This window comes from Paenibacillus sp. FSL P2-0121 (assembly GCF_037975345.1).
GTDB lineage: Bacteria > Bacillota > Bacilli > Paenibacillales > Paenibacillaceae > Paenibacillus_AQ > Paenibacillus_AQ odorifer.
In genome coordinates this window covers 2,700,078-2,720,256 of record NZ_CP150245.1, presented here as the reverse complement: position 1 = coordinate 2,720,256, position 20,179 = coordinate 2,700,078, and the positions used below count along the sequence as shown (strand labels likewise).

General features: G+C 44.0%; 14 protein-coding genes. 6 read left to right on the top strand and 8 right to left on the bottom strand.

Going from position 1 to position 20,179, the window contains the following annotated elements; translation table 11 throughout:
* Nucleotides 1–131: 131 nt before the first annotated feature.
* The gene (locus MKY54_RS11785; protein WP_076280332.1) at nucleotides 132–1,100 is read left to right on the top strand and encodes a glycoside hydrolase family 43 protein; all 969 of its coding nucleotides are present in this window, start codon (nucleotides 132–134) and stop codon (nucleotides 1,098–1,100) included.
* A gap of 73 nt (nucleotides 1,101–1,173) precedes the next feature.
* On the opposite strand, the gene MKY54_RS11780 is transcribed toward MKY54_RS11785, so the two are convergent.
* Nucleotides 1,174–1,968: an AraC family transcriptional regulator gene (locus MKY54_RS11780; RefSeq protein ID WP_339190562.1), complete on the bottom strand. Its 795-nt coding sequence runs from the start codon at nucleotides 1,966–1,968 to the stop codon at nucleotides 1,174–1,176.
* Between the two features lie 133 nt (nucleotides 1,969–2,101).
* On the opposite strand from MKY54_RS11780, the gene MKY54_RS11775 reads away from it, so the two are divergent.
* A complete protein-coding gene (locus MKY54_RS11775) occupies nucleotides 2,102–3,445 on the top strand; it encodes a glycoside hydrolase family 30 protein (protein ID WP_076130363.1) in 1,344 nt (447 codons plus the stop codon).
* An 89-nt stretch (nucleotides 3,446–3,534) separates the two neighbouring features.
* Here the strand turns inward: MKY54_RS11775 and MKY54_RS11770 are convergent, their stop codons facing one another.
* The 5 genes from MKY54_RS11770 to MKY54_RS11750 all read right to left on the bottom strand — a co-directional run bounded on the left by MKY54_RS11770 (nucleotide 3,535) and on the right by MKY54_RS11750 (nucleotide 11,179).
* Complete coding sequence (locus MKY54_RS11770) at nucleotides 3,535–5,952, bottom strand: TIM-barrel domain-containing protein (protein WP_339190561.1); 2,418 nt, start codon at nucleotides 5,950–5,952, stop codon at nucleotides 3,535–3,537.
* 22 nt (nucleotides 5,953–5,974) lie between these two features.
* Nucleotides 5,975–7,579 carry an extracellular solute-binding protein gene (locus tag MKY54_RS11765; protein ID WP_339190559.1) on the bottom strand — a complete coding sequence of 535 codons (1,605 nt, stop codon included), beginning with the start codon at nucleotides 7,577–7,579 and terminating at the stop codon, nucleotides 5,975–5,977.
* A 48-nt stretch (nucleotides 7,580–7,627) separates the two neighbouring features.
* Nucleotides 7,628–8,551 carry a carbohydrate ABC transporter permease gene (locus MKY54_RS11760; protein ID WP_076130365.1) on the bottom strand — a complete coding sequence of 308 codons (924 nt, stop codon included), beginning with the start codon at nucleotides 8,549–8,551 and terminating at the stop codon, nucleotides 7,628–7,630.
* Between the two features lie 17 nt (nucleotides 8,552–8,568).
* Entirely contained in the window at nucleotides 8,569–9,492 is a 924-nt protein-coding gene (locus tag MKY54_RS11755; protein ID WP_076130366.1) for an ABC transporter permease subunit, read from the bottom strand.
* Between the two features lie 82 nt (nucleotides 9,493–9,574).
* Nucleotides 9,575–11,179, bottom strand: a complete 1,605-nt coding sequence (locus MKY54_RS11750; protein ID WP_076193821.1) for an extracellular solute-binding protein — start codon at nucleotides 11,177–11,179, stop codon at nucleotides 9,575–9,577.
* A 256-nt stretch (nucleotides 11,180–11,435) separates the two neighbouring features.
* Between MKY54_RS11750 and MKY54_RS11745 the strand changes: the two genes are divergently transcribed.
* Together MKY54_RS11745 and MKY54_RS11740 are read left to right on the top strand one after the other, a co-directional pair.
* On the top strand, nucleotides 11,436–13,160 hold the full coding sequence (locus MKY54_RS11745; RefSeq protein WP_254847626.1) for a sensor histidine kinase: 1,725 nt from the start codon (nucleotides 11,436–11,438) through the stop codon (nucleotides 13,158–13,160).
* A gap of 14 nt (nucleotides 13,161–13,174) precedes the next feature.
* Nucleotides 13,175–14,785 carry a helix-turn-helix domain-containing protein gene (locus MKY54_RS11740; protein ID WP_076193819.1) on the top strand — a complete coding sequence of 537 codons (1,611 nt, stop codon included), beginning with the start codon at nucleotides 13,175–13,177 and terminating at the stop codon, nucleotides 14,783–14,785.
* Between the two features lie 88 nt (nucleotides 14,786–14,873).
* Here the strand turns inward: MKY54_RS11740 and MKY54_RS11735 are convergent, their stop codons facing one another.
* Both MKY54_RS11735 and MKY54_RS11730 read right to left on the bottom strand, forming a co-directional pair.
* Nucleotides 14,874–15,002, bottom strand: coding sequence for a hypothetical protein (locus MKY54_RS11735; RefSeq protein WP_256715861.1), 129 nt, complete (start codon nucleotides 15,000–15,002; stop codon nucleotides 14,874–14,876).
* Nucleotides 15,003–16,913: 1,911 nt separating this feature from the next.
* On the bottom strand, nucleotides 16,914–18,008 hold the full coding sequence (locus MKY54_RS11730) for a glycosyltransferase family 2 protein (RefSeq protein WP_076280456.1): 1,095 nt from the start codon (nucleotides 18,006–18,008) through the stop codon (nucleotides 16,914–16,916).
* 181 nt (nucleotides 18,009–18,189) lie between these two features.
* Here MKY54_RS11730 and MKY54_RS11725 point away from each other — a divergent pair, with 181 nt between their 5' ends.
* Together MKY54_RS11725 and thiD are read left to right on the top strand one after the other, a co-directional pair.
* The gene (locus MKY54_RS11725; protein ID WP_339190556.1) at nucleotides 18,190–19,071 is read left to right on the top strand and encodes a DUF4850 domain-containing protein; all 882 of its coding nucleotides are present in this window, start codon (nucleotides 18,190–18,192) and stop codon (nucleotides 19,069–19,071) included.
* A gap of 131 nt (nucleotides 19,072–19,202) precedes the next feature.
* Nucleotides 19,203–20,015 (top strand): bifunctional hydroxymethylpyrimidine kinase/phosphomethylpyrimidine kinase, encoded by an 813-nt coding sequence (gene thiD, locus MKY54_RS11720; protein WP_038570000.1) that lies wholly within the window; start codon nucleotides 19,203–19,205, stop codon nucleotides 20,013–20,015.
* The last annotated feature ends 164 nt before the right edge of the window (nucleotides 20,016–20,179 follow it).

Genomic DNA, 20,179 nt, shown 5'->3' with positions numbered 1-20,179 from the left:
GCCGAGATTTGCTTTTTTATTGATCCAAAAGAATCATTGACTAGAGAAATAATACAAGATATTATGTAAGCGTTATCAATTGCAAAATAATGAAACACTTTAGGGAAATCTAAACTAAAAGGAGAAGGAATATGGCTAAAAAAGGTAGGCAAGGTTATCGGTTGTTATTGTTGTCTTTTTTAATGCTTTTTACAACTGTTTTTTCAGCAGGATCGCAAGCTTATGCAGCAACCTGGAATCTGGCTGGAGATACCAACGTACACGACCCTTCATATATCAAAGAGGGAAACACACATTGGGTATTCAGCACGGGATCAGGTCTCCAAGTGATGTTTTCAAACGATGGAACGAACTATATTCGCTCCCTCCCGATTTATAACTCGAAACCCTCCTGGTGGAGCTCTTACGTTCCCAATCAAGAAGGGCTAGATGTATGGGCTCCAGAAATTTTCTACTATAACGGTACCTATTACCTCTATTATTCTATCTCCACATTCGGCTCAAGAGTGTCTGCTATTGGTTTAGTAACTACTAAATCGATCTCCGGGGGAAAATGGACGGACCAAGGTGTCGTTATCTCGTCAAATGACGCCTCCAATTATAACGCCATTGATCCTAACATTACGGCAGATGCTAACGGAAACCTATGGATGACCTTCGGTTCCTGGAGCAACGGGATTTACATTACCTCCATCAACAAAACAACCATGAAGCCAACGGGCAACTCCTATCGCATTGCCACTAAATCCGGGGGGATTGAAGGCTCCAGCATGGTTTACAATCCAAATACCGGATATTATTATCTATTCGTATCCATTGGCCAATGCTGCTCAGGCGTAAACAGCACCTATAAAATTGCAGTGGGACGCTCAACCAGCGTACTGGGGCCTTTCTATGCAAAGGACGGTACTGATATGAAAAATGGCGGGGCTACGGTCATCGATAGCGGCAACAGTTTTTGGGCGGGTCCTGGTGGACAGGATATATATGGAACCAACGTTATCGTCCGCCATGCTTACAGTGTCGCCGAGAATGGTGCACCCAAATTGTTAATCAGTGATCTCGAATGGGATTCAGCTGGCTGGCCTTATTATAATTAACGTCTAATCGAGGAGTTGCCCCTAAGCCCTATTCTGTGATTTATGGGGCAGCTTCTTTTTACTGCTAAACCTTCTACACTCTCTTTCGATAAATACCTGGCGAGACACCATAACGCTCCCGAAACACTCTGTGAAAATAGGTATAACTTCCAAACCCCGTCTCCTCTGCTATACGCTCTAAGGTGTAATTGGTATTGTCCATTAATCTCAGTGCCATCGCAAGCCGGATTTGCCCCGCATATTGCATAATAGAATAACCGAATTGGATTTTGAATACATGCACGGCCCTTGTCACACTAATTCCAGCATGAGCGGCTACGTCCTTTAGTCTGATCTCTGAAGTAGCATGCTCCTCCACATAACTCTTCATCTTAAGTCCGTGTAGAAGTGAAGCCGAAGATGATGCAGGTGCCTCTTCCATAGCCCGATCTAACAGCAAACATAAAGCTTTAAATAGCGCTTCTAGTATTTCAGGGCTACCCCCGTCTAGTCTTCTATTCTCCAGATCAAGCTGTTGCCATATACTTTGCAGCTTACCATCATCCGCAATTCTTACCTTTTTGGGTCGCTCACGCAGGTTCCACCAGTGGTCCACCCATTCCCCTGTACACATTACAAAATAGTCCACACTATGTCCCAGAGGACTTTTCTTTTCACCGATTCTCAGATCATATATATCATAGGGCTTAAATAATAGTAGATCCCCAGGTACTACGGTAGTCATTTCTCCATCAATGAGGACTTCACATTCCCCTTCGGCTTGCAGCCTGATGATATAGGTATCCAACCCACTGCGATATAGTTGCCGAAAAGGCTGAGTATGGCGGATAAATCCACACAAACTAATTTGAACGCTGTTTGTTTCCATCGCATTTGCTCCTCTTTCTATAGTAATCAATGACCAGATTGTTGAGGTTCTTAGCCATATAGTTTCTTCAAAGTGCAGTGAATCTCCTTCTATAATAAAGACAGAATTCATATGTAGGAGGTTATCAACCATTATGAGTAAAACTATTCGCGTCATTCAAACCGCTAAAGAAACCACGGATCGTTTAACAGAAAAGGACCCTCTGATTTTCCTTCCCGATACGTCAGGAGTCGAATCAGAGCTAATCAATATCTATGATGATCTGGAGTATCAAGAAATTGAAGGCTTTGGTGGAGCCCTTACGGAGTCCTCTGCCGTTACTATCGCTAAACTTAGTGAAGCTAAACAAAAAGAAATCATTGACGCTTATTTTCATCCTGAGCACGGCATTGGATACACCCTTTGCCGCTCACACATCCAAAGCTGCGACTTCTCACTGGGCAACTATGCTTATGTAGAGGAAGGCGATGCGGAGCTACGTTCATTCGATATTTCCAGAGATCACGAATCAATTATCCCCCTCATAAAAAATGCTGCCGCAGCAGTAGGTGAAGATTTTCGTCTGTTCTCTTCCCCATGGAGTCCTCCAGCGTTCATGAAGACAAACGGGCAAATGAACGGAGGCGGAGCTCTTAAGCCTGAATATCGTGAGGCTTGGGCTAACATGTTCGTTAAATATATTGAGGCGTACGCTGCAGAAGGGATTGATATCTGGGCTGTCAGTGTTCAGAATGAAGCCAAAGCTGTACAAAGATGGGATTCCTGCCTGTATACCGCTGAAGAAGAAAAGGATTTTGTGCGTGACTACTTGGGACCTGCTCTGGAACAAGCGGGCTTGGGCCATGTAAAAGTTATGATCTGGGATCATAACAAAGAACGGGTATATGACCGTGCTAAGGTTGCTTTTGAAGATCAAGCAGCGTCCAAATACATATGGGGAATTTGCTTCCATTGGTATTCCGGTGATCACTTCGAAGCCCTCTCTGCTGTACATGATCGTTTCCCAGATAAAAAGCTGTTCTTCAGCGAAGGCTGCCAAGAAGGTGGCGTTCATCTCGGCTCATGGAACACCGGTGAACGTTACGGACATGATATCATTGGCAATCTGAACAACTGGATGTCGAGCTGGACAGACTGGAACATTGTCTTGGATGAGCAAGGTGGACCTAATCATGTAGGAAATTACTGTGACGCTCCAATTATCGGAGATACCAAAAACGATGAAATTACTTTTGAGAGCTCTTTCTATTACATCGGGCACTTCAGTAAATATATTCGTCCGGGTGCTAAACGCATTGGTTTCTCCAAATATACAGATAAGCTTGAAACAACAGCTTTCCGCAACCCTGATGGCACTATTGCTGTTATCGTTATGAACCGCACAGAGCAAGAGCTTCCATTCACCCTGCGCTTCCATGACGAACTGGCTGAGAACATGATTCCGGCTCATGCCATTCAAACCCTGCTAATTAAGTAGCAGCGGTTCATTCCTAATAAAAAAGAGGTTCTCTTTATGCCAGCGCACAGAGAGAACCTCCTTTTTTATTAAATTCAATGAAATAGTGCTTAAAGTCTTGCCGACAGTATTTCGCATAACGCTCCATACAGTGTATGTTCAAGATCCAACGAGGCAAGAGAAGCCAGGGCTGCCATCGGCGTTACTGCTGCTTTGACTACATGGTAAATTTGTTCTTTCAATTGGAAAAGAATTTGCGCACGGTTCAGAAGGCTGAACACCTCATCATCTACCGAATTCACCGCAATCCGGGCATCTGTGAACGTTACCTCCAATGAATGCTCTACCGCTTGATCCGAAATCATGATCGTAAGCGTATGTGTAGCCTCATCATAGTCCATGTTTGCTTCGATTTCTGTGCCGCCAGCGAATACCTGTACCTTCGTATCAGCAAAACCAACAAAGGACAGCTTCCACGATCTCCGCTCAGGCACAACCTTTGTATTTCCCTTAGCAGAGAGGATCTTGAAGCTCGCTCTATCCCCCATTTCCAGGATCATTTCTGTATCACACCATTGATCGTCCTGATCCTCCGCAGTATCGCCCTCATCCTCCCAGAGATGAAAATGACCCCTTCCTCCCGCAAATACACGGACCTCCATATGCCTCGGATTATCCACTGAAGAGGTAAATTGCGTCAGATCTGCCATGGGCACAATAGCACCCGCTTTAGCTAATACAGGGATATTCTCAAGATTGCGATAAAGAGAAAGCTTTCTGCCACCGTCGTACACTCTTCCGTTAAAAAAATCTATCCAAATCCCTTCAGGTAACCAAGCCTTAAATTCGGCAACGCCTACCTTTGGGTTGACCGGCTGTGTAATCGGACAGGCAATAAGTTCCGTTCCGAAATAATATTCATTGGGCACTTCATAGGCTTCATTCGACAACGCATGATGATAATACATCGGTCGGATTAGCGGAAGACTATCGCGGCTGGCATAGCGATTCATCGTGTACAGATAGGGAAGTAAACTATGCCGCAAACGCAGGCAATCCTTCATCACATCTTCCGCAATCTTATTGAATCGCCATGGCTCCTTGCTGTTAAAGGCACTAGCTGAACTATGTAACCGCAGAATAGGCGAAAACACACCGAATTGCACCCAGCGCATTGCCAACTCATCGTCTAAATAACCATTCATATGGCCCCCGATATCATGGCTCCACCAACCATATCCCACGTTAGCGGCGTTGGCTGTGAAGTATGGCTGGAAATCCAGCGACTCCCAAGTAACAATGGTATCTCCAGAGAAGCCCACAGGATAACGATGGCTGCCAAGACCTGCATAACGGGAAAAAGTAATCTGCCGGTTGCCTCGCCGGCCGCTATCCAGATAGTGATAATGGTTCAGCATCCAAAGCGGATCTAGTCCCGGTACTTTAGTCACTCCACCCTGCTGCCAATCAATCCACCAGAAGTCCACACCTTCATTCTCTAGCGGATGATGCAGATACTTAAAGTATGCTCGCAAAAAATTCGGATCCGTGATATCAAATTCCACAGCATCCCCTTTTTCCGGGTCCATACCCATCTCCGCAGCAATGGCAAGATAAGGATCTTCAAACGCCCGTACACCGTCTGCTGGATGTACGTTGAGCGTTACTCGAAGTCCTTTTTCATGCAGCCATGCCAAAAATCTTTGAGGCTCCGGAAACAGTTCCCGGTTCCAGGTATAACCCGTCCAACCACTGCCGTACTGCGGATCAATATCGACGAGATGCCAATCCATATCTATAACAGCGACGGAAAACGGAATTCGTTCGAGCTCAAACCGCTCCATTAACGCTTTGTATTCTTCTTCTGAATATCGGTAATAACGGCTCCACCAGTTGCCAAGGGCATAACGTGGCAATAGGGGCGTACGACCGCAAAGGTGATAGAAATCCTTCAAGCAGTGCAAATAATCATGACCGTATCCAAAAAAATAAACATCGAGGCCAGCCAACGCCCGTAGCTCGACCCGTCCATCCTCTTCCAGTACTAGGGAGGTGCTATCATCAATTAACGTATACCCCGCACGCGAAAGTAGTCCGTGCTCCAGCGGAATGGCACCATCTGCATTATCCAGGGTACGTGCAGTCCCTCCCAAATCTTGGACTGTATCTCCATAATTCCAGACACTCATTAGGTGACCCGCTTCGTTTCTCACCCGAACACTGAGACCATGCCGGGAGAAAGGCTGCTTGTCATAAGTTAAATGCAGGCGCTCCGTAATCAACTCAAGTTTATTCCCCAGATCCATTACGCGGAACTCTGGAACCGGGAAATTGCGATTCACAACGGTCTGCGACGCCCGATCTTCGAAAAAACCTTCCTCACTATATTCCATCCGGATAAGCTCCGGAGTTAAGACAGTGAACCGATAGCACTCCCCCTGAATAATCGCGTCAGCATTACTGCCTGGTTCAGAATGCAGCTTTAATTGGGCTGCCAAAGGGGTTGGCTCTTTCATTATATTTCCCATCAAGTAAAAACCTCATTTCTTGTTATTCAACGCCCATATAACGGCTGAAAGCATCTGTCCGAATTTTCACCATCTTTTCGAGGCCCATCCCCCGTAGCTGCTTCACATAGTCATCCCACTGCTCGTCAATATCACCTGAGATTATAAATTGAGCACGCATTGTATTGACGTAACTATCAATATCGGTGGTCAAGGTCGGCAGCTCCTGAAACTCTTCTGCAGTGTACATTACGTTGGGGAAAGGTGGTGTTGTGTAGTTACTTCCCAGCTTATCGAGTTGTAGCTTCAGTCCATCTCCGGTTTTAGGATTTAGAAAGATAGTCTTTTCAAAAGCTGGGCTTACATATTTCGGCCCAAAATCCCGGAGTGACTGTTCCCAATACCAAGCATCCGCACTGGTGCCGGTTGGAGGGTCCATCAATGTATACGTACCGTTGTCATTTTTCTTAATCACCGTTCCAATGGCACCCCAGAAATTCTGAATGCTGGCTTCATTGGTATAGAACTGATCCGCCCAGCGTGCTGCAATTTCTGGATACTTGCAGGATGTGGTGATCAACAGCTCGTTGCGTTCCAGATTCATCCCATACGGGTTCCCAACGGTGTAGCGCTTCCCGTCTGGTCCAGCAATTGGCGGAATGGTCACATATTGATCACTCCATTTGCCAAACATAGCGTCTGGCGTCCACTGATAAGAGAAGCCTACGATTGGAGCATCCGGATTTAGAAACTTTGCCGATCTCATCGTTTCGTCTTGAGTGAATACTTCTTTATCAAGTAATCCGTCTTTAAACAATTTGCTCTCCCATTTGAGCCCTTCTTTGTATTCCTCTGAAATCGGGTAATAAACCGCATTTCCGTCCTTGACCACCATGAAGTTATTATTCAAATCTGCAATTCCGAAGGGACTGATTAGATCATTACTTAATTCGATAAAAGGAATCTCATCCTGTTTTCCGTTTCCATTCGGATCTTGTTCTTTGAATGCTTTTAGCACGTTATAAAGATCGTCTATCGTATCCGGTACCTTCAAACCCAATTTGTCCAGCCAGGTTTTATTAATCACAGGCTGACGTGAGCTTTTAGGACGTGAGGGTAATCTTGCAGGCAGCGAGTAGATTTTCCCGTCAGGAAAGGTGCTGATTTTTTTCATTTCCGGTGTTTCTTCCATAGCTGCTTTGAGATTAGGCATGTTTTGCTCAATATAATCATCTAGCGGCCGAAATAAGCTTAAATTATTGACGATATCCGCATCTCCAAAGGTCTGACTCCCTAAAATGATATCTGGAAGTGTGCCACTGGCCAGCATAATAGACTTCCGTTCACTCCAATCATTGGAGGACATCACCTGCCACTCGATTTTGACATTCGTGTTCTTCTCCAAATCCTTGAGCCATTGATTCTCGGTAAAAGAATCTCCCATGCTTACCCACCGGACAGTGAGTACTTTCAGCGTCACAGGCTTATCCACTATCGGCAATCCTTCTTTGTTAAATCCGCCCGGCTCAGGTTCAACAGAATTAACCCCATTGCTCCCTTTACAGGCAGTAAGGCTAGCAAGCAACGTTGTCACTAAAAGAATGACGGTGATTGTTCTATATATCCTGTTTTTTTGTTGCTTTTTCATAACGTTCTTGCTCCTTACGAATGAATGTTAGTAGAATAGCCGAATGTACTATTCCTTCACTGCGCCGATCATTACCCCTTGGTTAAAGTATTTTTGTACAAAGGGGTACACACACATAATCGGAACCGTTGCCACGATAATAACAGAATACCGCATCATATTGGCGAGTCGTAGTGCGATTTGCGCAGCTTCCCCGGTTCCCATCCCCGATTGCATCTGATTGGTGATCAGAATATTTCGCAGAATCAGCTGCAAGGGATACATATTAGGATTTTTCAAATAGATCAAGGCATTAAAATATGAATTCCAGTAACCAACGGCGATCCATAGACCCAGCACGGCAATAATCGCCTTCGATAGTGGCAAAACGATTTGTACAAAATATCGAAGATTTCCACAACCATCGATCTGTGCAGCTTCCCATAAATCTCCCGGAATACTCGACTGAAAAAAGGTGCGGGCAACGATAATGTTAAACACCCCAACGGAGAAAGGCAGTACCATCACCAGAAATGTGTCGTACAGATGGAAATCACGGATCGTTAGAAAAGTCGGAATTAACCCCCCATTAAAAAACATCGTAAAGATGAAAAACAGGGAAAGATATTTTCGCCCCACAAGATCCTTTCTGGACAACGCATAGGCCGCAGAAATATTTACAATTAAACCGATTGCCGTCCCTACCACCGTATACATGATGGTATTCCAGTAACCGATCCAAATATTTTCATGACGCAGCAGCTCTTTGTAACCATCGAAGGTGAACCCTTTAGGAAATAACCAAACCTGCCCCCCCGCCACCGCGGAAGGATCACTGAACGAAGCAATGACGATAAAATATAGCGGATAAATTAAGATAACTAGAAAAATTGCTGATATAACATACATCACTATTTCCATTATAGTATCCGAAGAACGATTCTTCTTTATTTTCCCCACATTCCCTTTAGTAACTGTCTCTAAACCTCCCATTTCAATGCTCCTCCCTTCTACCACAAGCTATTTTCGCTTAGTTTTTTAGAAATCTGATTGACCATGATCAATAAAATAAAATTAATAACGGTGTTAAACAGGTTGATCGCCGAGGAAAAGCTGTATTGACTGCTGAGCAAGCCAATTTTGTAGACATAAGTAGAAAGAATTTCGCTTGAAGTGATGTTCAAGTCATTTTGCATTAAGTACACTTTTTCAAACCCAACCCCAAGCAATCCACCGACCCGCAAAATAAGCAAGGTTATCGCTGTTGGCATCAGCATCGGAATATCGATATAACGAATTTTATGCATCCGGCTTGCTCCGTCTACGGTTGCCGCCTCGTACAAGCTAGGATCAACTGCGGAGAGCGCAGCGATAAAGATAATGCTGTCCCAGCCGACATGCTGCCACACATCTGACCAAACATACACACTGCTGAATAATCCAGCGGAGCCAATCAGATCAGGAGCCTCTTTTCCAAAAAGACTATATATATTGCCCAGCAGTCCGGTGCTAGGTGAGAACAAAATCATCATTAAACCCACCATTACTACCGTGGAGATAAAGTGCGGCATATAGGACACCGTCTGGAAAAAACGTCTGAACCGGTTTGGTCTCATCTGGTTAACCATCAGCGCCAGTATAATTGGAATCGGAAAGGTAATCAGACTGTATACACTGATGATCAATGTATTTTTAATCGTTGATGAAAATTGATAGGAATGAAAAAATTTCTCGAAGTACTTGAATCCAGCCCAAGGGCTGCCTCCAATTCCCAACGCCGGGCTATAATCCTTGAAAGCAATCAGCACCCCGTACATTGGCTTGTACGCGAATAATAGCGTCAGAACTACAGCAGGGAAAAGCAATAGATAGAGACCCCAATTTTGTTTGATTTGTCCGAATTTCCGCCCGAAATGAAGTGGACTAGATTTCATGACATCCCCTCCTTATTTAAAATAGAGAATGCTACCCCACAGCTATCCTGCAGGGCAGCACCTTTTTCGAAAGACGAATAGGTTATTTCACGTTCATATAACGGCTGTAAGCATCCGTGCGAATCTTAACTAACTTTTCAAGTCCCATTTTATTAAGCTTGCTCACATAATCATCCCAGCCCTCGTCAATTCCGCCTTTGCTAATAAATTGCGCCCGCATAGTATTCACATAGCTGTCGATATCCGTAGTCAAGGTTGGCAGCTCCTCGAACTCCTCAGAAGTGTACATTACGTTAGGGAAAGGTGTGGTTACATATTCACTGCCCAGCTTATCCAGTTGCAGCTTCAGTCCATCTCCACTTTCAGGGTTCAGGACGATTTTCGATTCAAAGGATGGGCTCACATATTTCGGTCCAAAATCACGTAGCGATTGATCCCAATACCAAGCATCTGCGCTGGTTCCAGCTGGTGGATCCACCAATGTATAAGTGCTATCATCGTTTTTCTTAATAACCGTTCCAATCGCACCCCAGAAATTCTGAATGCTCGCTTCGTCAGTATAGAACTGATCTGCCCAACGTGCGGCAACCTCAGGATATTTGCAGGACGTGGTGATCAGCAGCTCATTACGGTTAAGATTCATCCCAATCGGATTCCCGATCGTATAACGTTTACCATCTGGTCCGGCAATCGGTGGAATCGTCACATATTGATCGCTCCATTTCCCAAACACGGCGTCTGGAGTCCATTGGTACGTAAAGCCTACGATTGGAGCATCCGGATTCTGGAACTTAGCCGATCTCATCGTATCGTCCTGAGTGAATACCTCTTTATCTAGCAAGCCTTCCGCATACAATTTATTTTCCCATTTGAGACCTTCTTTGAACTCCTCCGAAATAGGGAAATATATCGCTTTTCCGTCCTTGATGATCATATTATTGTTATTTAAATCGGCAATTCCGAAAGGACTAATCAAGTCATTACCAATTTCAATAAAAGGAATCTCATCTTGTTTTCCATTCCCATTCGGATCTTGTTCTTTAAAAGCTTTGAGCACGTTATAAAGCTCATCAATCGTTTCAGGCACCTTCAAGCCCAATTTGTCCAGCCAGGTCTTGTTAATCACAGGCTGACGTGAGCTTTTTGGACGTGCAGGAAGTCTTGTTGGCAGGGAGTAGATTTTTCCGTCAGGAAATGTGCTGATTTTTTTCATTTCTGGGGTTTCTTCCATAGCTGCTTTGAGATTAGGCATATTTTGCTCAATATAATCATCAAGCGGCCGGAAAAAGCTCAGATTATTTACGATATCGGCATCCCCAAAGGTTTGATCTCCCAAAACGATATCCGGAAGCGTGCCACTTGCCAGCATAATGGACTTCTGCTCACCCCAGTCATTGGAGGACATTACTTGCCAATCGATTTTGACATTCGTATTTTTCTCCAGATCCTTCAGCCATTGGTTTTGCGTAAAGGTGTCCCCCATACTCCCCCAACGGACAGTCAGCACTTTAAGTGTCACAGGCTCATTCACAATCGGCAAGCCTTCTTTGTTATAGCTGCTCGTTTCATTTGTCGCTGCATTATTCCCTTTGTTACCGCCGCAGCCAGCAATTCCAAATACCATCGCAGCCGCCAGCAGACCCACAGTCCATTTCTTTGCAGTTTTTTTCTTACTGTGTTGACTCATCTCTTAATCCCCCATTTCAATTTATCAAAATGCATCTGAATAGCTTTATAATAACTTCTTATTTTTTCGTATTCCGGACACATTAAGACGGTTATCCAGACCTTTGAATTCGCTTACAAAAAATACAAAAGCTAAATGCTCTACTTGGGGAGATTTAATAACAGTATCCCGACTTCTGTATGTGCTATCCGGACTTTGAGGGGAATCGATAGCGAGTTCTTATGTTTTTTTCACGCAGAGGTTTTATAATGACTTTATGATCAAAAAAACAGTGAAACACAAAACCTACCCCATTCGCCATTATATAAAAGTCATGATGTTGGTTTCATTCACAGTCCTTATTCTGGATTTAGGAATCAGCATCGCTTCCATTTCCATCGTTAAGCAGCAGTCCACTCGAAATTTGCAGGATACTGCGGCGCTTTACATCAATCGTATTAATCATGATTTTGCCTACATTAATCACTATATGGGCTGGACGCTTGGGAACGATGAGAGCTTACTAACGATGAATACTTACGGGGTCAACAGTATCGAGTTCTTAAAAGCAAATGATAATCTGTTCAAACGCTTTACCGAGCTGCAAAAAAACTACGGGCATGAGTATAACTTCTTCTACTATTTGAAAAATGAGACCTATTTTTTGAATTGTGCACCGATCAGCGTAAGCTATACGGATTACAGGGAGCTGAAAAAGAAGATTATTTCTTATATTGATGATAAGGAGATGTATGAGAAGTTTTATTCCAAATGGACGCCTATTCTTGTGAACAACCATTATTATGTAATTAATATCGTGCCCTATTACAATCGCTATTTAATTGGACTGATCTCCGCAGATAATCTGATCCGGCCGCTACGCCAAATTAATCTTGGCGCCAATGGTTATGTTTCTCTAGTAGATGAGAATGAACAGCCTTTAACCAGTCCGATCTCCAATAGCGGAACGTTAATAACGGAAAATGGGGGATTCGCTAATCTTTTGCAATCGCGTACAACCATCAACAGCGCATTCTCAGACACCACCTTCAGCACCAAAATGGTCATTAAATATGGCATATTCGAAAAAATCATGATTGCCCAGCTGCTTATTATGTTATTGTTCTTCATTGTGACCTCCACGTTATGCATTGTTCTGCTCTTTTTCAAAAAAAGAGTGTTAGGTCCGATTCAAAGCTTCTCCGATAACCTTGCCTTCATTAATGAGTCTGGGCAACCCGCAGATTTCAAAAGCAGTGAGATTATAGAGCTGGAACAGGCAAACACTCAGTTTAAAGGCTTGGTTGAACAAATCAAAACCTTTAAAATCGCTATGTACGAGCAGGAACTGGAGAAACAAAGAATACAGCTGGACTATATGAAGCTACAGATTAAACCACACTTTTTCTTAAACTGTCTGACTAGCATCTATAGCATGGCGCAAATTCATATGTATAAAGAAATTGAAAATATGACGTTGTCTACCTCTAAGTATTTCCGTTACATTTTTCAGAATGGCGAGAATTTTGTCCGGTTGGAGGATGAAATCGAGCATGTCCGAACCTACTTGGAGATTCAAAAGCAACGTTATCAGGACGCATTTATTTATTACATCGAACAAGAGGATCAGGCAGGCAGTGTGGAAATTCCACCGTTAGTGCTGCAAACCTTTATCGAAAATTCAATTAAATATGCGATTTCACGCGAACATGAAGCCGAGATCAGACTTACAGTACAACGATTACAGATGGAGCAGGAAGAAGAAATGCTCATTATCCAGCTCACCGATACCGGTCCCGGTTTTCCACCTCAGGTGTTAGAGAAACTTAATCTTGGAGAGCCCTTGGATCAAAGTAAAGGTACGCAAATCGGCATTATGAATACGCTTAAAAGACTAGAGTACCTATATTTAAAAAGAGCAACCGTCACCTTCTCCAATTTGGAGGGCGGCGGCGCTAGTGTAATCTTATATCTTCCGAAGCTTCCTAATAAATCTAAATGAATGGAGAGCAAACTATGAATGTACTGCTTGTTGATGATGACTTTTATGTTATTGCCGCATTGCAAAAGAAAATAGATTGGGAATCACTCCACATTGATACTGTTTATACGGCTAATAATGTCGCTCAAGCACGTGAAATAATAGAAAAGCATTCTGTTCAAATTCTGATTTCAGATATTGAAATGCCGCAGGGCAGCGGACTGGAATTACTGGCATGGATTCGCGAGGGAAATTATAGTATTCAGACTATTCTTCTTACCAATTATGCAGATTTCAACTATGCGCAGAAAGCAATCGAATTGCAGAGCTTTGAATATTTCCTCAAACCCATTGAATTTGACAAGCTGATGTTGATCATCCAAAAGGCGGTCACCCAAGCAAAAGAGCAGCAAAAAAACGAAAAAGCCATTCAGGGCGGTTACTTTTGGCAAAAAAATCAGGCGAAGATTCTTGAGCATTTTTGGCGGAAGCTAGTCAGTGGCAGTACATCATTTCCGATTAAGTTGGCAGACATCACACATGCCATTGAAGAACAAAACCTCTCCTATCAAATGAGCGATACTCTACAGCCTTTGATATTTAACTTATTCCCTTACAATGGCAGCATGGGAAAAGAAGAAAAGGATCTGTTTGATTTTGCCCTGCTAAATGTATTGTACGAATTGTTTCAGCACCCTTGTTTTACCATCGAAAGCATTCTGGAATATAGAGATTATAACTGGATCGCCATTTTAAAATGGAACCAGGCACCAGACACGCAACGGCTTGAAGCATTATGTTCTTCTTTTATTCAAAAGGCGAATCCTTATTTAAAATGTGATGTCTGCTGCAATATTGGCTTATACGATAAACTGAGTAATGTAGGGAATGTTCTAAAACAATCCCTGACTATGGATGAAGAAATTACGAGATGCAGAAATCAGACCTTTTTGGTGGAGGCTTATCTGCAGCAAAATAAACCGGGCTATACACCACCGGATCTTGCCTATTTGGAAGAGCTGCTGAACCAGAATAAATTCACTGCTTTTCTTGAAGAAGTTACACAATATTTAAAGGTCATGCTTAACAATAGAACACTTGAGACCTCTGTCCTTAGCTTGTTCCGTTTAGATGTAGTTCAGCTAGTCTATTCATTTCTCAATCTGAAAGGGATACGATCGCACAAATTATACTCTGGCAAAACTAATGATAAATTATCTATGCACTCTTTGGATTCAATCGAGGATATGGAAGAATATCTTAAATACCTTGTCACTACAGCCATGAAATATCGTGACTTTGCTGCCCAGCCTAAGTCCGTCGCAGAAGAAATCAAACAATACATTCATTCACATTACGGCGATGATCTGACCCGAAATGATTTGGCTGAAATTGTTTATCTCAATCCTGATTACCTGGCGAGGATATTCAAACGAGAAACTGGGGTTTCATTAGGAAGCTACGTCATCCACGTCCGAATCGCTGCTGCGAAACATCTATTAGAAACCACAAATATGTCTGTATATACCGTCGCGAACAAAGTCGGCTATAGCAACTACTCCTATTTCTCCAAGCTTTTCAAACAAGAGGTAGGTCTCCCTCCAAACGATTATAAAAAGGAACAACAATACAATCCAGCTTACTAAAAGAGGGTAACCAAGCATCTAGTTCATGGATGCTTGGTTACCCTCTTTGGGATATCTTCTGAATATTAATTACTGTCTACCTTTACTCCTACGCTGCTGATAATGATCCACCTACGAGCTTACTCTTGCGCCCAGTAATCATACGCCACGCCTGTACTCCTACACTGCCGGAGTCATTTACGCCGAGCTTACTCTTACACACAGTAATCATCCGCAATGCCTTTACTCCTTCGCTACCGGGAATCTTACACCCCTGACCTTACTCTTACATCCAGTAACCATTCGCCCCAGGTGCTTTCGGACCCAGATGACGCTATTTGCCCATTTGTCGCCTTTTGAGCACAGTTTCGGACTCCAGTGCAGCTATTCCTGAGATATTGCTCCAAACCGAGTGTGTTTCTGGTCAATAGCGACTATGCGGTCCGTTAGAATTCCAAATTTGGCATAAAGCAATGTTTAAGGTCCGCTGAGTCCGATAGCTACTTCCTACGCGGAAATCTGGAGCTAATTAGCGAAGCTTGCCGGGGATCAAGGGAAAAGACCAAGACCCCACCAGTAACTATCCGCCTCACTCTTGCAAACAGTAATCATCCACCGCACCTTTACTCCTACGCTACCGGGAATCTTACACCTCATACCTTACTCTTACACCCAGTAATCATCCGCCACGCCTTTTCTCCTACACTACCGGAGTCATTTACGCCGAGCTTACTCTTACAACCAGTAACCACCCGGCCCACTCTCGCCTCAGGTGCTTCCGGACCCAGATGACGCTATTTGCCCATTTATCGCCTTTTGAGCACAGTTTCGGACTCCAGTGCAGCTATTCCTGAGATATTGCTCCAAACCGAGTGTGTTTCTGGTCAATAGCGACTATGCGGTCCGTTAGAATTCCAAATGTGCCATATAGCAGCGTTTAAGGTCAGCTGGGTCCGATAGCTACTTCCTACGCGGAAATCTGGAGCTAATTAGCGAAGCTTGCCGGGGATCATAGAAAATCCCAAGACCACCAGTAACTATCCGCCCCACTCTCGCCCCTGCTTCCGGACCCAGATGACGCTATTTGCCCATTTATCGCCTTTTGAGCACAGTTTCGGACTCCAGTGCAACTATTCCTGAGATATTGCTCCAAATCGAGTGTGTTTCAGGTCAATAGCGACTATGCGGTCCGTTAGAATTCCAAATGTGCCATATAGCAGCGTTTAAGGTCAGCTGGGTCCGATAGCTACTTCGTACGCGGAAATCTGGAGCCAATCAGCGAAGCTTGACGGGGATCAAGGGAAACGACCAAGACCCCACCAGTAACTATGCGCTTCACTCTTACACACAGTAATCATCCGCCACGCCTATACTCCTACGCTACCGGGAATCTTACACCTCATACCTTACTCTTACACCCGGTAATCATCCGCCACGCCTTTTCTCCTACACTACCGGAGTCATTTCCCCGAGCTTACTCTTACAACCAGTAACCACCCGCCCCACTCTCGCCCCAGGTGCTTTCGGACCCAGATGACGCTATTTGCCCATTTATCGCCTTTTGAGCACAGTTTCGGACTCCAGTGCAGCTATTCATGAGATATTGCTCCAAACCGAGTGTGTTTCTGGCCAATAGCGACTATGCGGTCCGTTAGAATTCCAAATTTGGCATAAAGCAACGTTTAAGGTCAACTGATTCCGATAGCTACTTCCTACGCGGAAATCTGGAGCCAATCAGCGAAGATTGCCGGGGATCAAGAGGACAGCGCAACTCCGCCAGTAACTATCCGCTTCACTCTCTCCCCTCTGATGCTTCCGGACTCAGATGACGCTATTTGCCCATTTATCGCCTTTTGAGCACAGTTTCGGACTCCAGTGCAGCTATTCCTGAGATATTGCTCCAAATCGAGTGTGTTTATGGTCAATAGCGACTATGCGGTCCGTTAGAATTCCAAATGTGGCATAAAGCAACGTTTAAGGTCAGCTGGGTCCGATAGCTGCTTCCTACGCGGAAATCTGGAGCAAATCCGCGAAGCTTGCCGGGGATCACGGGAAGGTTCCCCACTGCCAGTAATCTTGCAAGCTCCAAAAAAAACATAAATGCCCCAGCAGTCATAATCAGAACGGCTGGGGCATCTCTTTTACTAAATTAAGCCTGAAGCGCTACATATTTATCGCCAAGCAGATTTTTAAAATAGGTGCGATTGTATAACATACTAGGATGGGATGGATAAAAACTCAACGCCATTTCATTGTGATGATTCGCCTTCTCGTGTTGGCCGAGACGATCATAACAAAGTGCCAATTGAAGATGCGGCAGCCAGGTATAAAAGATCCCATTCTTCATCCCCATCGAATCGTTATCCCGCGGTAGCTGAATCGCTAGCTCATACCAGTATGCGGCTGGATGCAACTGGCCTTTTTCCAGCAGAAGTGCCCCCAGTCGGCAACAGAACTCTGAACGTGGTTTATCATACTGCAAGGTTTTACATAACGCTTCAAATGCACCTTCTTTATCCCCCAACCGTTCCCGGCATTCGGCAAGCTTTAGGCAAGCCTGGAAATTATCTTCAATCCAGCCCTGCCCACCCGCTAAGAAAATCTCATAGTATTTGCAAGCCTCTTCATTTATAGCATGATCCCTTAATTCATTCGCATAATAATACTGGTCTCTCGGCGAAAATACTTCACCCTGTGCAACACGTTTTTGATAAATCCGCAAATTACGATCTGTGTATTCCTTATCTTTCTCATGTGTGATGCAGACATCACTACTAAAAGAAGGACCACTTACCTCTAAATACTCATGAACAGGCCCAATCCATTGAAAGTTGCAGCTGCGCCGAACCAGCCTGTTGCGGCGTAAACTAGCTGTGACATTTCCCGCTTCGTCAAAAGCCAGATTATATTGCATGTTCACACTGTGAATATGTCCTGGCAGGATTTCTTTTAGTTTTTTAAAAAGAATCTGATCCTCTTCCTTTATATAATCATCCGCATCAAGCCACAAAATGTACTCCTGAGTAGCTTTGCTAAAGGCAAAATTACGTGCGGCACTAAAATTATCAATCCATTCAAAATCATAAATTACAGCTCCGAAGGACAACGCAATCTCTTTTGTTTTATCCGTCGAGCCTGTATCCACGATAACAATTTCATCTACGAGACTTGCAATGGTAGACAAACATCGGTGCAAGCTTTTTTCTTCATTTCGCACTATCATACATAAACTAATCGTAACCATACTCGCCCTCCTACACGCTTTGTTTGAAATTCTTTCTATATTGATATGCAGGGTTTAAGAAACGGACTCCCTCTCTATCCCGCCCGATCATGAAGAACTTCAGAAATATAAAGGTTATGTAAGAAACTTTCCACTCCATTCTTAGGTCTATATAAGTAAGATCAAAGGAGGTACAACATATATGAAATCCAAACGAAGAGGAGTTAGAAACGGCTGGATCTTAACTTCAATATTGTGCGTCGTAATTGTACTAGTGCTGCTGATTGGATATAAAGGGCTCGACTGGGGTACACCTACCACACCACCTACATCCACCAACGCACAAACTAATAATGAAGCAGATAACAAACCCAGCTCCACTCAAGAAATGCTCGAATTTCCGAGCAGTGATCCCGATAATGGGCAGGTCATCATTCCACTGCACACTACGCTCGCGCAGCTACATATTGATAGTGGTGACGAATATGTAAATACAGAAATCCCCCCCATACCTGAAATGACCTTTGCTTTATCTCAAGACATGAAAAACCAAGTAGAAGCAACGCTGGTCTACCGCCCTGATATCGGTGGAGGTTATCTTCTACTCGCTCCTGCCGGATGGCAGGCTACCGCGGTTGTCGGTGCTAACGGTTCTTATGGAGTTACCTTTCAGGATCCGAACCATCCGGAACAAAACATGCACTATTCAGATACGGCTTGGACTTGCACAGGTTGTGCCATCACTGCAATCGGAGCCTATTTTCCGGAAAAAGCCGAATGGGCTGACGCGCTGGGATTTACCATTAATAATCCACTTAAGTTTAGCGAACAGCATATTTTAGGTACTGCCGGAGCTGAAGCAAGAACGGTCAGATATACGCTTCAAGCAGACGCGAACGGCTATCAGGATGAGGGTGCTGCCTATTACGATAAGGGAGAATGGGGTTATTTATTCCGCAGTATCGGAATACATCAAGCTCAAACATCCCCACAGCAGGAAGTAGTGGAGACCCTCATGAAGTTCTTTACAGATAATCATGGACCGCTCTTCATTGCTGACCCAAACGCAGAGAAGCTGGACTAAGGGCGGGAATTTTTAGAGGAAGGTATTTTCAACCTTGCTCTTGCTTTTAGAAAGACGTAGGTGCTATTTTTTGTTATAATCAATGCAATGCGTTGTTTATGAATTCAGACATATATAAAGGGGACGTAACCATGACTCAAATTATTAAAACTCTAACTATTGCAGGCAGCGACTCCAGTGGTGGCGCAGGCATCCAAGCGGATCTAAAAACATTTGAAGAGTATGGTACCTACGGCTTTAGTGCCTTGACCACTATCGTTACTATGGACCCGGACAACGGCTGGCACCATAATGTTTATCCAATTGATGCCTCCATTGTTGCTGAGCAGTTAAAAACTATTTTCGCTGGTGGCCCGGTTAATGCCATGAAGACAGGTATGCTTGGAAGTGTTGAAATTGTGCGCGTTGCAGAGCAAGCGATCAAAGAAAATCTTCAGACTAATGTAGTTATTGATCCAGTTATGGTGTGCAAGGGTGAAGATGAAGTCTTGAACCCTGACAGCGCTGAGGCTATTCGTGACTTATTGCTACCACTAGCAACTGTGGTCACCCCAAACTTGTTTGAAGCAGGTGTTCTTTCAGGTCTTGGCAAACTTACTACCCTTGAGGAAATGAAAGAAGCTGCCCGTCTGATTCATAAGCTCGGTGCACGTAATGTCGTGGTTAAAGGCGGCAAAGCACTCGGCGGCGATCAAGCGATTGATATCTTCTTCGACGGTTCTGAGTACACTGTATTCCAAACAGCCAAAATCGAACCCGCTCACAATCATGGAGCTGGATGTACTTTTGCCGCAGCAATTACAGGCGGTCTAGCTAATGGCTTAACGGTTCATGAAGCTGTTGCAAAAGCTAAAGATTTTGTCTCCGCAGCCATTCGTAATGGATTTGCGTTTAATGAATATGTGGGTCCTGTATTTCACGGTGGTTACCGTTTAGAACGTTAGAACTCGCAATCCAATTACACAAAAAATAAATGGCAGTCCAGACGCTGAACTTCAGCTCTGGACTGCCATTTTTATTTACTATTATTGAAAATCCGTAAATTCAAAACTTTGCTTACCGAACATTGATTTTTTATACGATTATTTTCATAAAAAAAGCACCCGAA